The organism is Citrobacter sp. Cf125 (assembly GCF_030333935.1).
GTDB lineage: Bacteria > Pseudomonadota > Gammaproteobacteria > Enterobacterales > Enterobacteriaceae > Citrobacter > Citrobacter freundii.
In genome coordinates this window covers 15,483-30,065 of the sequence record NZ_JAOWEY010000025.1, presented here as the reverse complement: position 1 = coordinate 30,065, position 14,583 = coordinate 15,483, and the positions used below count along the sequence as shown (strand labels likewise).

Annotated in this window: 12 protein-coding genes and 2 pseudogenes; 10 read left to right on the top strand and 4 right to left on the bottom strand. The window is 48.1% G+C overall.

The window, feature by feature from the left end; genetic code table 11:
• Positions 1–50 precede the first annotated feature (50 nt).
• Complete coding sequence (gene lafU, locus OGV89_RS16900) at positions 51–965, bottom strand: putative lateral flagellar export/assembly protein LafU (protein ID WP_197081265.1); 915 nt, start codon at positions 963–965, stop codon at positions 51–53.
• Between lafU and OGV89_RS16895 the strand changes: the two are divergent.
• Positions 877–2,595 (top strand): annotated as a pseudogene (locus tag OGV89_RS16895) (flagellar biosynthesis protein FlhA); the annotation flags it as partial. The gene lafU and the pseudogene OGV89_RS16895 sit on opposite strands and share 89 nt — an antisense overlap.
• Positions 2,596–2,632: 37 nt before the next feature.
• Here OGV89_RS16895 and OGV89_RS16890 read toward each other — a convergent pair.
• Positions 2,633–3,394: a C40 family peptidase gene (locus OGV89_RS16890; RefSeq protein ID WP_003843845.1), complete on the bottom strand. Its 762-nt coding sequence runs from the start codon at positions 3,392–3,394 to the stop codon at positions 2,633–2,635.
• A gap of 349 nt (positions 3,395–3,743) precedes the next feature.
• Here OGV89_RS16890 and dpaA point away from each other — a divergent pair, with 349 nt between their 5' ends.
• Positions 3,744–4,484 (top strand): peptidoglycan meso-diaminopimelic acid protein amidase, encoded by a 741-nt coding sequence (dpaA, locus tag OGV89_RS16885; RefSeq protein ID WP_003843847.1) that lies wholly within the window; start codon positions 3,744–3,746, stop codon positions 4,482–4,484.
• Here the strand turns inward: dpaA and OGV89_RS16880 are convergent.
• Together OGV89_RS16880 and lpcA are read right to left on the bottom strand one after the other, a co-directional pair.
• Positions 4,455–5,222, bottom strand: a complete 768-nt coding sequence (locus OGV89_RS16880) for a class II glutamine amidotransferase (RefSeq protein ID WP_003031388.1) — start codon at positions 5,220–5,222, stop codon at positions 4,455–4,457. The genes dpaA and OGV89_RS16880 overlap by 30 nt on opposite strands.
• A gap of 111 nt (positions 5,223–5,333) precedes the next feature.
• A complete protein-coding gene (gene lpcA, locus OGV89_RS16875; protein ID WP_003031390.1) occupies positions 5,334–5,915 on the bottom strand; it encodes a D-sedoheptulose 7-phosphate isomerase in 582 nt (193 codons plus the stop codon).
• A 239-nt stretch (positions 5,916–6,154) separates the two neighbouring features.
• On the opposite strand from lpcA, the gene fadE reads away from it, so the two are divergent.
• The 8 genes and pseudogenes from fadE (at position 6,155) to OGV89_RS16840 (ending at position 14,571) form a co-directional block, all read left to right on the top strand.
• Positions 6,155–8,599: an acyl-CoA dehydrogenase FadE gene (fadE, locus tag OGV89_RS16870; protein WP_003031392.1), complete on the top strand. Its 2,445-nt coding sequence runs from the start codon at positions 6,155–6,157 to the stop codon at positions 8,597–8,599.
• A 110-nt stretch (positions 8,600–8,709) separates the two neighbouring features.
• Positions 8,710–9,477, top strand: a complete 768-nt coding sequence (locus OGV89_RS16865) for an amidohydrolase (RefSeq protein ID WP_286558990.1) — start codon at positions 8,710–8,712, stop codon at positions 9,475–9,477.
• A gap of 179 nt (positions 9,478–9,656) precedes the next feature.
• A complete protein-coding gene (locus tag OGV89_RS16860) occupies positions 9,657–10,067 on the top strand; it encodes a Spy/CpxP family protein refolding chaperone (RefSeq protein WP_016149590.1) in 411 nt (136 codons plus the stop codon).
• A gap of 288 nt (positions 10,068–10,355) precedes the next feature.
• On the top strand, positions 10,356–11,180 hold the full coding sequence (locus tag OGV89_RS16855; protein ID WP_106902010.1) for a PRD domain-containing protein: 825 nt from the start codon (positions 10,356–10,358) through the stop codon (positions 11,178–11,180).
• A gap of 31 nt (positions 11,181–11,211) precedes the next feature.
• A pseudogene (locus OGV89_RS16850) lies at positions 11,212–12,484 on the top strand (PTS transporter subunit EIIC); the annotation flags it as partial.
• Positions 12,457–12,798, top strand: a complete 342-nt coding sequence (locus tag OGV89_RS23035) for a PTS sugar transporter subunit IIB (RefSeq protein ID WP_395149632.1) — start codon at positions 12,457–12,459, stop codon at positions 12,796–12,798. The pseudogene OGV89_RS16850 and the gene OGV89_RS23035, both read left to right, overlap by 28 nt.
• Positions 12,798–13,982, top strand: coding sequence for a MalY/PatB family protein (locus OGV89_RS16845; RefSeq protein ID WP_286558985.1), 1,185 nt, complete (start codon positions 12,798–12,800; stop codon positions 13,980–13,982). Before OGV89_RS23035 ends, OGV89_RS16845 begins: the two co-directional genes overlap by 1 nt.
• Positions 13,975–14,571 (top strand): KpsF/GutQ family sugar-phosphate isomerase, encoded by a 597-nt coding sequence (locus OGV89_RS16840; protein WP_003843858.1) that lies wholly within the window; start codon positions 13,975–13,977, stop codon positions 14,569–14,571. Before OGV89_RS16845 ends, OGV89_RS16840 begins: the two co-directional genes overlap by 8 nt.
• Positions 14,572–14,583: the final 12 nt, after the last annotated feature.

Sequence of the window (14,583 nt, the reverse complement as noted above, 5' to 3'; positions counted from 1 at the left end):
TTCCTGAGGGATAATTTGCCCCCACGTTGCGTGGGGGGCGGAAAACAGAATTAATGAGTGACGGGAACAGAGGGCTGACGTAAAGAAGTCACCTGCTTTTGTTTGTCCAGCTTATCAACCAGTGGCTGAACCACTTTCTCGCCGTGCTGACCAAAATATTGATACAGCGTATCGGAAGCACTTTGCGTTAACACCATGATCTCAATACGGCGGTTGCCTGCGCTTTCCGGGTTTTTCGCATCCAGCAGCATTTGGTCCGCCATGGCGCTAACCTGCATGACTTTATCCTGCGGCATGCCGGCATCTTCCAGCACGCGTCGTGCTGACAAAGCACGGTCACCGGAGAGATTCCAGTTGTTGTAAATGTTGCTCTTATAGCTCATCGCATCCGTATGTCCGGTAATGATGAGCTTGTTGTCCAGCGAGTCAAACACGGGGGCCAGCTCAACCAGCAGCGATTTAAAGAACGGCATAATTTTGGCGCTGCCGCGCTCAAACATATTCCGGTTCTGGTCATCTTTAATCAGTACGCGCAACCCCTGAGGAACAATCTCCATCTCGAGGTTGGTTTCCATATGTGCGTTGCGGGCAATGACGTTAATATCGGTCGCCAGCTCACCCAATTCACGCGCTGATTTTTGCTTCAGCAACACCGCTTTTTCATTTACATCCAGCGCTTTTTTGGCGTTATCTTCTGTGATCTTCGCCGTCTCTTGCGGGGTAACCGTTTTATCCAGCTTGTTGCGCGTGACGTTTTTCTTCTGCGCACCCGGCGCTATCGGCTGCTTGCCCAGCTTGTTTAAAGGCGCCATACCGCCACCGTTAAAGATTGACTGGCCGTGCAGCGCCGCCACAATATTTTCTCGGTCAGCCTTGCTGACGCTGTTCACAATTAACTTTATCGTGGTGACCAAAGGTGCGGAGCGTATCTCCGAAGTTTCTGCCCGCTTTACGCTGGACGCCATGCCCGGTAAGCAGATGGCGATCGACGCCGATCTGAACGCAGGACTGATTAATCAGGCGCAGGCGCAAGCGCGACGTAAAGATGTGGCGGGCGAAGCGGATTTCTATGGCGCGATGGATGGTGCGTCAAAGTTCGTGCGCGGCGATGCCATCGCCGGGATGATGATCCTGGCTATCAACCTGATCGGCGGTGTCTGTATCGGGATCTTTAAATACGATTTAAGCGCCGAAGCCGCCTTCCAGCAATACGTACTGATGACCATCGGTGACGGCCTGGTCGCCCAGATCCCTTCTCTGCTGTTGTCGACAGCTGCAGCGATCATCGTCACCCGCGTAAGCGACAGCGGCGATATTGCCACGGACGTACGTAGCCAACTGCTGGCCAGCCCCTCCGTGCTGTATACCGCCACCAGCATTATGTTTGTGCTGGCAGTGGTGCCGGGGATGCCGCATTTCCCCTTCCTGATTTTCAGCGCCCTGCTGGGATTCACCGCCTGGCGCATGAGCAAGCGACCGAAGGTGGCTGAGACCGAAGAGAAAAATCTCGAAACGCTGACCAAAACCATCGCTGAAACCACCGAGCAGCAGGTCAGTTGGGAAACTATCCCCTTAATAGAACCTATCAGCCTGAGCCTGGGATATAAGCTGGTGTCGTTGGTCGATAAATCCAAAGGGAATCCGCTCACTCAACGCATTCGCGGTGTGCGACAGGTGATCTCAGACAGCAACGGCGTGTTGTTACCGGAAATTCGCATTCGCGAAAACTTCCGCCTTAAACCCACCCAGTACGCCATTTTTATCAATGGGATCAAGGCCGATGAAGCCGATATTCCCGCAGATAAGCTGATGGCGCTGCCCTCCAGTGAAACCTATGGCGAGATCGACGGTGTTTTAGGCCACGATCCGGCCTATGGTATGCCGGTCACCTGGATTGTTCCGGCACAAAAAGCTAAAGCGTTAAATATGGGGTACCAGGTTATTGATAGTGCCAGCGTCATTGCGACGCATGTGAATAAGATCATTCGTAACTATATTCCAGAGCTGTTTAATTACGATGACATTACGCAGTTGCATAACCGCCTCTCTTCTATGGCGCCACGTCTGGCGGAAGATTTGAGCGCAGCGCTGAATTACAGCCAGCTCTTGAAAGTGTACCGGGCGCTGCTTATCGAAGGTGTGTCATTGCGCGATATCGTCACCATAGCCACCGTACTTGTCGCCAGTAGCACCGTGACCAAAGATCATATTTTGTTAACGGCGGATGTGCGTCTGGCGCTCCGTCGCAGCATTACCCACCCGTTTGTGCGCAAAGATGAGCTGGCCGTATATACGCTGAATAGTGAACTGGAGAATCTGCTGGCGAATGTGGTGAATCAGGCTCAGCAAAGTGGAAAAGTGGTGCTGGATAGTGTGCCGGTCGATCCCAATATGCTGAATCAGTTTCAGACCAATATGCCGCAGATAAAAGAACAGATGAAAGCGGCGGGGAAAGAGCCTGTGCTGCTGGTCGCGCCGCAGTTACGTCCTTTACTCGCGCGCTATGCGCGCCTGTTTGCCCCGGGCCTACAGGTGTTGTCTTATAACGAAGTTCCGGATGAACTGGAATTAAAGATCATGGGGGCGTTAAGTTAACGCCTGCCGAGGCGGTGTCATTACACCGCCTTTTTGATTACAGAATCGTATTTTCCGTAAGAATACGACGAGCGCCTAGATAATGATCCTGCCAGAAGTCATCGGATAAATTGCTCACCCGAATTGTTTCTCCCGTCCGCGGTGATTCAATAAATTGTCCCTGCCCCAAATAGACGCCCATATGATCGGCAATATCCCGGCTGTGAATATGAAAGAACACTAAATCACCACGGCGAAGATCGCGGTTAGCGACAATAGTAGCCCGTCGATAGTGATACATTTCATTCGCTGTCCGGGGCAATTTTGCCGCCAGGATTTTGTTGTAGGCATAAAAAATCAGCCCGCTACAGTCAAACCCTTCATCCGGATCGGTACCGCCCCACAAATAGGGTTTACCGAGCTGTTGCTCAAGTCGGTGGATGGCCACTTCAGTGATATTGTGTAGATGATTGCTACTGAGAAAATGGTCATTCTCAGCCAGTTCCTGCCAGCGATGGTCGCTGGCTTTTAGTGGGCCAGGGAACCACTCCGGGTGCTGTTTAATCAGCGCTCGGTTCTGCTGGCGCAGCGCGCTTTTACTTTCTGCGTTGCCTTCCACCACGTAGCTTGCCTGCTTTTTTACCTGTGCGTGATACTGCTTCAGCAGCCGGGCGCGGTTACGCATCCGCAAGTGCGCCGCATAGCTTACATGGGCGTCAGATAAATGGGGCTGAACTTTGGCGACAGACGGTAAAGACAGCACAACACACAAAGACAGCAGACCCGGCAAAAAGCGTCGGGGTGCAGAGACAAAAAACATGAAAAGAAGAATACCTGGTCAAACACGTTCGCCGCAGTCTACCGCTATTGCCCATCATTCCTTTTTAATATTCGATTATTAAATAATTAATTTTTTAAATTCAATAGAATAGACATTCTTCACTAATAAGACGAAATGCAGTGTGCTAACCAGCAAAACAAGCCAGTGTCTGACTGCCTTTAAGCACAATTTTCCGTATAAAGGAAAACTAAAGTGTAAACGCCGCACGAGAGACTTGCGAAAAACTCTCTTGGTGCTAATGTGAGCGCTCCAGATCCAGATTTATCCGATTTGGGGACTCTTTTTGCCGTCCTGGCGTGTGTAATCGTTTTATCAAGGAATAAGCAGTATGCGTAAAATCGCATTTTTTCTTGCGATGCTTTTATTGCCGTGCGTTTCATTTGCCGGTTTGCTGAGCAGCAGCAGCCCGACTACGCCTGTCAGCAAAGAATATAAGCAGCAATTAATGGGCTCCCCCGTTTATATCCAGATCTTCAAAGAAGAGCGAACGTTGGATCTGTACGTCAAGATGGGCGAACAGTATCAATTGCTCGACAGTTATAAGATCTGTAATTATTCCGGTGGCTTAGGGCCGAAACAGCGTCAGGGTGATTTCAAAAGTCCGGAAGGATTTTACAGCGTTCAGCGTGGACAGCTGAAACCGGATAGCCGCTTCTATAAAGCGATTAACATTGGTTTCCCTAATGCCTACGATCGCGCACACGGTTATGAAGGTAAATACCTGATGATCCACGGCGCCTGTGTTTCCGTCGGCTGCTATGCGATGACCGACAACGGCATTGATGAGATTTTCCAGTTTGTCACCGGCGCGCTGGTGTTCGGACAATCCAGCGTACAGGTGAGCATTTACCCGTTCCGCATGACCGATGCCAACATGCAGCGCCATAAGTTCTCGTATTACAAAGAGTTCTGGTCGCAGCTAAAACCGGGATACGATTACTTCGAACAAACGCGTAAGCCACCGACCGTTTCCGTCGTCGATGGCCGTTACGTTATCAGCAAGCCGTTGAGTCACGAAGTGGTTCAGCCGCAACTGGCATCAAACTACGCGCTCCCCGAGACAAAATAATGCCCACTCGCCTGGCATAATCTTTTGCCAGGTTTCATTGCCGGTTAACGGTTGAGTGGCAATCACGGTGACCACATCATTGGGTGTGGTCTCTGAGCTAAAATCAATCTCCACATCCTGATCCAGCAATGTCGCCACGCCAAACGGCGCACGCCGCGTGATCCAAAACAAATTGGTCGAGCAGAAGGCCATCACATAACGTCCGTCAGACAACAGCATGTTGAAGACGCCCTTCTCCCGCAGTTCTCCTGCCAGCATCGCGATATATTTAAACACCGCCGTCATATTGCCAGGCGTGCGCGGATAACGCTCCGTCAGCTTGTGGAGCAGCCAGCAGAAGGCTTTTTCGCTGTCGGTTTCACCGACCGGGCGGAAATTACCGGTCTCCAGTGATTTATAACCGCTGAGTTGCCCGTTATGGGCATACGTCCAGTTACGTCCCCATAGTTCACGGGTAAATGGATGGGTATTTTCCAGCGCCACTTCTCCACGATTCGCCTGACGAATGTGGGCAATCACGGAACAGGATTTGATGGGATAGTCTTGTACCAGTTTGGCGATAGGCGAATTAAAGCTGGGTTGCGGATCTTTAAACGTACGGCAGCCCTTACCTTCATAAAACGTAATACCCCAGCCGTCTTTGTGCGGCCCGGTACCTCCGCCGCGCTGGACCAGCCCGGTGAAGCTAAAGCAGATATCGGTTGGCACATTGGCGCTCATCCCGAGCAGTTCGCACATACATCACCTACCTTAAAACCGTGAACTGCCTGATGGCGCTGCGCTTATCAGGCCTACGTGGCGCTCATGTAGGCCGGATACGGCTTCAGCCACCATCCGGCAATCGTCTTCTTATGGTTTAACCATCTCTTTTTCGATCAACTGGATCAGGATATGAATCACTTTGATATGAATTTCCTGAATACGATCAGCGTAGCCAAAGTGCGGCACGCGAATTTCGATATCCGCGCTGCCCGCCATTTTGCCGCCATCTTTACCGGTCAGGGTGATAACTTTCATCCCTTTCTCACGCGCTGCGGCAATCGCTTTAATTACGTTACCGGAATTACCCGAAGTCGAGATGCCTAACAGGACATCTCCCTCACGCCCCACGGCTTCTACGTAGCGAGAGAACACATAATCGTAACCGAAATCGTTGCTGACACAGGAGATATGGCTGACGTCAGAGATAGCGATAGCAGGGTAACCAGGACGGTTTTCACGATAGCGTCCGGTCAGCTCTTCGGCAAAGTGCATCGCGTCGCAATGGGAACCGCCGTTACCGCAAGAGAGTACCTTACCGCCGGCTTTAAAGCTGTCTGCCAACAGGACCGCCGCGCGCTGAATGGCGTGAATATTGGCGTCATCTTTAAGAAAATTAGCCAGCGTTTCCGCCGCTTCGCTCAGTTCGTTACGAATAAGATCCTGGTACATGAGGATATCCTTCAGCATGAATGTAAATGACAAGGTGCAGTGTACCGGATAGCGCTACCAGCGAGAAGTACAAGCCACAGGAATGGTTACGGCTTTTGATTTTTTGTGCCGGTTAAAACAGCAACAATGTGAGCTTTGTTGTAATTATTTTGTAAACACATTGCTAAAAGAATTTACATCCACTACAACCATATCATCACAAGTGGTCAGACCTCCTACAAGCAAGGGAGCTTTTCGTTATGATGATTTTGAGTATTATCGCTACGGTTGTTCTGCTCAGCGTTCTGTTTTATCACCGCGTGAGCTTATTCCTCAGCAGCTTAATTTTGCTCGCCTGGACGGCCGCGCTTGGCGTGGCTGGCCTGTGGTCAGTCTGGCTGCTGGTTCCTCTGGCCATTATTCTCGTACCGTTTAACTTTACGCCGATGCGCAAATCTATGATCTCTGCACCGGTGTTCCGCGGTTTCCGTAAAGTCATGCCGCCAATGTCGCGTACTGAGAAAGAAGCGATTGATGCCGGTACGACCTGGTGGGAAGGTGATCTGTTCCAGGGCAAGCCTGACTGGAAAAAACTGCATAACTATCCTCAGCCGCATCTGACTGCTGAAGAGCAAGCGTTTATTGATGGTCCAGTGGAAGAAGCGTGCCGCATGGCGAACGACTTCCAGATCACTCACGAACTCGCGGATCTGCCGCCGGAACTGTGGGCATATCTGAAAGAACACCGCTTCTTCGCGATGATCATTAAGAAAGAGTACGGCGGGCTGGAATTCTCAGCATATGCTCAGGCTCGCGTTCTACAGAAACTCTCCGGCGTTTCCGGGATCCTGGCAATCACCGTTGGCGTGCCTAACTCATTAGGCCCAGGCGAACTGCTGCAACATTACGGCACCGAAGAGCAGAAAAATCATTACCTGCCGCGTCTGGCTCGCGGTCAGGAGATCCCATGCTTTGCTCTGACCAGCCCGGAAGCCGGCTCCGACGCAGGCGCGATCCCTGATACCGGCGTAGTTTGTATGGGCGACTGGCAGGGCCAGCAGGTGCTGGGTATGCGCCTGACCTGGAACAAACGCTATATCACGCTGGCGCCTATCGCTACCGTGCTGGGTCTGGCATTTAAACTCTCCGACCCGGAAAAACTGCTGGGTGGCGAAGAAGATCTTGGCATTACCTGTGCGCTGATCCCAACCTCAACGCCAGGTGTACAAATTGGGCGTCGTCACTTCCCGCTGAACGTGCCGTTCCAGAACGGTCCGACACTGGGCAAAGATGTGTTTGTACCAATTGATTACATCATCGGTGGTCCGAAAATGGCCGGTCAGGGCTGGCGCATGCTGGTGGAATGCCTGTCTGTGGGACGTGGTATTACCCTGCCATCTAACTCGACGGGCGGCGTGAAATCGGTCGCGATGGCCACCGGCGCGTATGCGCACATTCGTCGCCAGTTCAAAATCTCTATCGGCAAGATGGAAGGTATTGAAGAGCCGTTGGCACGTATTGCCGGTAACGCCTACGTGATGGACGCTGCGGCATCACTGATTACCTACGGCATTATGCTGGGTGAAAAACCGGCGGTGTTGTCGGCCATCGTGAAATATCACTGTACCCACCGCGGGCAGCAGTCAATCATCGATGCGATGGATATCACTGGCGGTAAAGGCATTATGCTTGGCGAAAGTAACTTCCTCGCCCGTGCTTATCAAGGTGCGCCAATCGCTATTACCGTTGAAGGTGCCAACATTCTGACCCGTAGCATGATGATCTTCGGTCAGGGTGCGATTCGCTGCCATCCGTATGTTCTGGAAGAGATGGCTGCGGCACAGAGTAACGATGTGAATGCGTTCGACAAGCTGCTGTTCAAACACATCGGTCACGTCGGCAGTAACAAAGTGCGTAGCTTCTGGCTTGGCCTGACGCGTGGTTTAACCAGCAGCACGCCAACTGGCGATGCGACCAAACGTTACTACCAGCACCTGAACCGTCTGAGCGCCAACCTGGCCCTGCTTTCAGATGTGTCGATGGCTGTACTGGGCGGTAGTCTGAAGCGTCGTGAACGTATCTCCGCACGTCTGGGCGATGTGTTAAGTCAGCTGTATCTGGCCTCCGCGGTGCTGAAGCGTTATGACGACGAAGGCCGTCATGAAGCGGACCTGCCGTTGGTTCACTGGGGCGTTCAGGATGCGTTGTACAAAGCGGAACAGGCGATGGACGATCTGCTGAAGAACTTCCCGAACCGTCTGGTCGCGGGCTTGCTGAATGTGGTTATCTTCCCTACCGGTCGCCACTACCATGCACCGTCTGACAAATTGGATCATAAAGTCGCGAAGATTTTGCAGGTTCCGAGCGCTACTCGTTCTCGTATTGGTCGCGGTCAATATCTGACGCCAAGCGAGCATAACCCGGTTGGTTTGCTGGAAGAGGCGCTGCTGGACGTGATTGCAGCCGACCCAATCCACCAGCGGATCTGTAAAGAGTTGGGTAAAAACCTGCCATTTACCCGTCTCGACGAACTGGCGCACAATGCGCTGGCGAAAGGGCTGATTGATAAAGATGAAGCCGCGATTCTGGTGAAAGCCGAAGCGAGCCGCCTGCGCAGTATCAACGTGGATGACTTTGAACCCGAGGAGCTGGCGACTCAGCCGGTAAAGCTGCCAGAGAAAGTGCGTAAAGTCGAAGCCGCATAACGACACTCGCACGACGTTTAGCCCCGCTTAATGCGGGGCTTTTTATTGCCACATTTTCATTAATGCTCATGCTACAGTGTCAAAATGTTGTTCAACGAGGAGCCTCGATCGTGCCTGGTTTGAAAATTACTCTGCTGCAACAACCATTGATCTGGATGGATGGCCCGGCCAACCTGCGCCATTTTGACCGACAACTGGAAACCGTCGCCGGACGTGATGTCATTGTATTGCCTGAGATGTTTACCAGCGGATTTGCCATGGAAGCGGCAAATAAATCGTTGCCGCAAGAAGAAGTTGTAAGCTGGATGCGTAGCAAAGCGCAGCAGACAAATGCCCTGATAGCAGGTAGCGCGGCGATACAGTCTGAACGGGGGCCGGTGAATCGTTTTTTGCTGGTTGAACCCGAAGGTAATGTGCATTTCTACGACAAGCGCCATCTGTTCCGCATGGCGGATGAGCACCAGCATTACCAGGCGGGTGACGCGCGCGTTATTGTTGAATGGCGCGGCTGGCGCATTCTGCCGTTGGTCTGTTATGACCTGCGTTTTCCGGTATGGTCGCGCAATCGCAACGATTACGACCTTGCGTTGTATGTTGCCAATTGGCCTGCGCCGCGTTCTCTGCACTGGCAGGTTCTGCTTGCCGCACGGGCGATTGAGAACCAGGCTTATGTAGCAGGATGTAACCGCGTGGGCACTAACGGTAACGGGCATCATTATCGCGGTGACAGCCGGGTGATTAATCCGCAGGGTGAGATTATTGCCACCGCCGAGCCGCATCAGGCCACACGCATTGACGCAGAACTGTCTCTCTCAGCGCTGCGTGAATATCGCGAGAAATTTCCCGCCTGGCAGGACGCCGACCCGTTCACGCTATAACTATCGCCTTAACTCCCGCTGCACAACGTTTTTCCGTGGCGGGATTGTTTCACTCCGTAACCAACCGCAAAACAAATTCGCGTGGCGACATGCGGTGGGCATCGTATCCTGCAAAAGATAATCACTCGTAACCAGCGAGTGACTGACAATGTTAATAATTCCCTTATCAGGATCTCGACATGAAGAACTTCTTACGCATGACTTTGCTGGCAGTTACCGTGGCTGGCGCTTCTTTTAGCACGCTTGCAGCAACCACATCTAATGTTCCGGCTCCAGCCCAGGATCCGATAGTACAACATCTTAAGTTGAGCACTGACCAGGTTGCACAGATTAAAAAACTGCACCAGCAGCTTGAAACCAACGTAAGCCAGATTTCGGTGAAGGATGTTAAAGACGGCGCGTTGATTGACGTCATCAAGTCCGGGAAGTGGGATGAAGCAGCCGTCAAAAAACAGCTTTCGGCATTCAGCAACATCGAACAGCAGGCGCGTTATTATCGCGTGAAATACTATTTTGACCTGAACAAAGTGCTGACTCCAGAACAGCGCCAGCAGGTGCAAAAAGACATCGCACAGACGCTGAGCGAGTAATTGCCTACACACTGCTGAAGGAAGGGCGAACAACACTATACATAGGAAAATATCATATATTCCATCCATGAATTCACCACATTAATTATTAGTATGTTGTATGTGTGGCTGGCATCTTAAATTTGGCATGCTAATCCCAAAACAGGACATGCATCTCATTTATTTAAGATAATCCTGTGTAGGGTATACACATCAGTGAGTAATCTTGTAACTGTTAAATCAGGCAAGACAACGTTTGAAGTGATTATTACTTCTTACTTGTCTTGCCTTTTTTTTTGGAGCCATGAAATGATCATCGAAAAAGTCATGAACAATAATTGTGTGCTGGCATCGATGAATGGTCAGGAAGTCATCATTTCTGGCCCTGGCGTAGGTTACAACAGAAAAAATGGCATGTCTGTTCCACCACATCCTGCTAATCGATTTTTTTATGTCAGAAATGAAGAAAAAGGAAAATTATACAAACTGATAGAGAGAGTAGATATTGATTATGTTTTTGTATCTGAAAAAATAGTCCGTTATGCGGAGATAAATCTTGACAAAAAGTTGAACCCATCGCTTTTACTCATTCTTGCCGATCACATTTCGAATGCAGTCTCTCGATGCGCTGCTGGCATCCAAATCAATAATATATTCCTTGATGAGATAAAAGCATTATACAAGTCAGAGTATGCTATTAGTCGGGATGCTTTATCCATCGTCAATGAGTATTTTAACATCCGACTTCCGGATGATGAGATTGGTTTCATCGCCCTGCATATTTTGAATAACTATGAAAACACCTCCAATTATGAATCTCTCAGGACTATAGAGTTCTCACAAAAAATCACAGATATTATTGAAAAGGTTTACGAGAAAAGAGTAGATCGCAACGCATTCAACTACTCACGTTTCATGACCCATTTAAAATATTTCTCCTGTCGGGTGCTATGCAACGAAAAGATAAAGAATAAAGATATCGGTGATATCTATGAACATTTTCTGGAGAAAGATTTAATCTTGCAACATTCTATTATAAAAATAGAAGAGTATTTAAAATCAGAGTTTAACTATGAACTGGCGATGGAAGAAAAGTTGTATCTTTCAATTCGCATTAAGGTATTGATGGACTGATTATATTTCACCTTATCACGAGACAGTTAATATGAAACAGAAAAAAGCCTGGAGTTTTTTTCAGAGCCTGGGTAAGGCATTTATGTATCCAATCGCTCTGCTAAGCGTATGCGGCATGATGTTAGGCCTGGGTAGTGGATTAGCCAGCGAGGAAATGGCCAAATTAATTCCTGTATTAGGATACCCTGTTGTTAAATCATTTTTAGATTTTATTGTTAGCCTGGGTTTATTCGCTTTTGTTAATTTACCGGTATTATTTGCAATCGCCATCCCACTGGGTCTGTTGAAAGAAAAAGAAGATAAAGCATATGGCGCATTTTCCGGCCTGGTCGGGTTTATGGCAATGCATTTGGGAACAAATTTTTATCTTAAAAGTCACGGTCTGCTCGTCCCCACAGATCAGATGTCCACACATGGACAAACTATTATTCTGGGAATTCAGTCATACAATACCAGCGTATTGGGGGGAATCGTTGCAGGGTTGATGGTATTCGCCATGTACAAACGGATCGTCAATCTGCGTATCCCAGAGTCGTTGGGATTCTATAGTGGCCCACGTCTTGTTCCTATCATTACGTTAGTTGTCATGAGTGTTTTCGGCATCATAATCCCTTTTGTCTGGCCTCCTTTCTTTAACATGTTTATGTTAATCGGCCATTGGATATCCACCTCTGGTCCGGTAGGTTACTTCTTCTATGCCGTTGCAGAGCGCGTAACGATTCCCTTCGGACTAAATCATTTAGTCACATCTGTATTCAGATTTACGCCGATTGGCGGATCAGCGATCATCAACGGCGAGGAGTACTACGGCACTCTCAATATGTTTATGGCCTACGTCAAAGAAAACGCCGTCATTCCCTTAGACCTTGCCGGAAAAATGGAACAAGGTAAGCTCATGATCCAGTATGGTTTAGCAGGTGCGGCTCTTGCTATGTATCAGACTGCTCATGTACAAAATCGCAAGGCTATTAAAGCATTATTAATCTCTGCGGTGCTGACTGTGATTATTGGCGGTGTTAGCGAACCGATTGAATTTTTATTCCTGTTTGTCAGTCCTGTCTTATTTGTATTCCATGCCTTTATGAATGGCTTCGCAAATATGTTTTTACCGTATCTCGGCGTGAAAATGGGATTCACCGGCGATTTGATTCAGTTTATAAGCTTTGGCGTATTACGGGGTGCAAGAACTGGATGGCCAGTGGCTGTTTGTGTAGAAATCGCCTACTTTTTCATTTATTACATGGTATTTAAATGGGCCATTCTAAAATACAACTTAATGACTGTTGGCAGAGAAGACAGTGACATGGTTCCATCTGCAACAACAGCTGATTTGATAACACCGACTGTCCAACCAGTGGCAAATAGAAATACAGACGCCAGCACCGCTGAGAATATGATTACGGCTCTCGGAGGAAAAGAAAACATTATCTCTCTGGATAACTGTGTTACACGTTTACGGCTAACAATCAAAGATATAGAAGCAATTGATGAAGCTGCCATTAAAAAGCAGGGAGGGATCGCAATTGTCAAACTCGATAAAAATACCTTACAGGTCATTATTGGTACAAAAGTCATCGCCTTGCGTAAAGATATGGATAAATGTATGGGGTTATGTTGATGGATATTTTTAACACGCCTATTTCGCGAAAAGGAACTTACTGCACGCAGTGGGACTTCTGCGAAGACAGATTTGGTGTACACGATATTATTCCTTTTTCCATATCTGATATGGATCTACCCATACCACAAGCAATTACCAAAGCGCTACAGAAAAGACTGGAACATCCTGTCCTCGGGTATAGTCGCTGGCAACATAACGAATATCTCAACGCGATATGCCATTGGTATGGTCAGAAATATGATACGGTCATTGATGCTAACTGGATTACTTATAGTCCGAGTGTGATGTACTCAATCGCCAAAGCGCTAGAATTATTAACTGTACCTGAAGATAGCATTCTGACTTTCACGCCAGCATATAATGCATTCTTTGATGTTATCAAAAATAGTGGAAGAAAATTACTCACTTCAACATTGATTAAAAATGATGATGGCCGGTATGGCATAGACTGGAACGACTTAAATGCCAGAGCAAAATATGCAAAGGTAATTTTATTGTGCAATCCACATAATCCAACAGGAAAAGTATGGTCTGAGCATGAGTTAATTAAAATTTCAGAGATATGTATAAAAAATAGCTGTTGGCTGTTATCCGATGAGATCCACAGTGATTTCGCTTTTAGCCATAAATTTACGTCTGCACTTAAATTGCACTACGATAAAACGGTTGTTTTTAACTCTATCTCAAAAACATTTAATGTCCCTGCTCTAACGGGCTCGTATCTTATCGCACCTGACATTATCTTTAATGAAAAATTCAGGGTAATAACTCGTTATCGGGATTTTGTGAATTCACCTTCGGTATTGAATATCATTGCCACTATCGTTGCCTACAATGAGTGTGATGTATGGTTACAACAGTTGAAGTCACACCTTCAGTCAAACATTGATTTTGCTGTTCATTATGTTCAAGAAAATCTTTCACCTCTGAAACTCAGAGAATCTGAAGGTTGCTATTTTTCATGGATAGACTGTTCACACATAAGTTGTTCATTCGAAAAATTCTACGCCATGTTAATTCATGAAGGAAAAGTGGGGATCATGGCAGGCAACGTATATGGACCAGGTGGGGAAAACTATTTACGGTTAAATCTGGCTTGCAGCAGGGAAAAACTATACCAGGGCTTATCTCGGGTGGCTTACGTTATTGATAAAATTAATCAGGAAAACAGACATGAATAATACTGAGGTCATCTCACTCATTAAAGGATTTATGCGAAATGAGCAAAAAGCAGTTGAGGAAATTATTAATGCACCGCTTTCAGAAACCGCAAATCTTGTAAAAATACTGCAATCCTGTAGCGGGAAAGTTGTCTTTATCGGCGTAGGAAAATCAGGAATTATTGCAAAAAAATTGGCAGCGACATTTGCCAGCACCGGTACCCCCTCTTTTTTTATTCATGGAACAGAAGCTGTTCATGGCGATCTGGGCATGGTTACCAGTGAAGATGTTGTTATTTTGATATCCAATAGTGGTGAGACAGCAGAACTGTTAGCTACGCTACCAAGTCTGAAAAAAATGAAAAATTTTCTGGTCTCATTTACCCGAAGCCACAATTCGTCGCTGGCTATCTGCTGTGATTTATCGATTGAAATACCCGTAAAGAGTGAAGCCGACACCTTAGGTCTTGCTCCATCCTGCTCTTCTACGGCTGTTCTTGTCGTGGGAGATGCAGTAGCCCTCACGCTGTCAGAACTCAAGCAGTTTACCCGAACCGATTTTGGTTTATTTCATCCAGGAGGTGCTCTCGGCGTTAAAGTAAATTCATAACTTGTGTCATTT

Coding starts and splice junctions, on each gene's coding strand:
- fadE (WP_003031392.1), top strand. CDS start 6,155: ATGATGATTTTGAGTATTATCGCTACGGTTGTTCTGCTCAGCGTTCTG.
- lpcA (WP_003031390.1), bottom strand. CDS start 5,915: ATGTACCAGGATCTTATTCGTAACGAACTGAGCGAAGCGGCGGAAACG.
- OGV89_RS16860 (WP_016149590.1), top strand. CDS start 9,657: ATGAAGAACTTCTTACGCATGACTTTGCTGGCAGTTACCGTGGCTGGC.
- OGV89_RS16880 (WP_003031388.1), bottom strand. CDS start 5,222: ATGTGCGAACTGCTCGGGATGAGCGCCAATGTGCCAACCGATATCTGC.
- lafU (WP_197081265.1), bottom strand. CDS start 965: ATGGCGTCCAGCGTAAAGCGGGCAGAAACTTCGGAGATACGCTCCGCA.
- OGV89_RS16845 (WP_286558985.1), top strand. CDS start 12,798: ATGGATATTTTTAACACGCCTATTTCGCGAAAAGGAACTTACTGCACG.
- OGV89_RS16840 (WP_003843858.1), top strand. CDS start 13,975: ATGAATAATACTGAGGTCATCTCACTCATTAAAGGATTTATGCGAAAT.
- OGV89_RS16890 (WP_003843845.1), bottom strand. CDS start 3,394: ATGTTTTTTGTCTCTGCACCCCGACGCTTTTTGCCGGGTCTGCTGTCT.
- dpaA (WP_003843847.1), top strand. CDS start 3,744: ATGCGTAAAATCGCATTTTTTCTTGCGATGCTTTTATTGCCGTGCGTT.
- OGV89_RS16855 (WP_106902010.1), top strand. CDS start 10,356: ATGATCATCGAAAAAGTCATGAACAATAATTGTGTGCTGGCATCGATG.
- OGV89_RS23035 (WP_395149632.1), top strand. CDS start 12,457: ATGACTGTTGGCAGAGAAGACAGTGACATGGTTCCATCTGCAACAACA.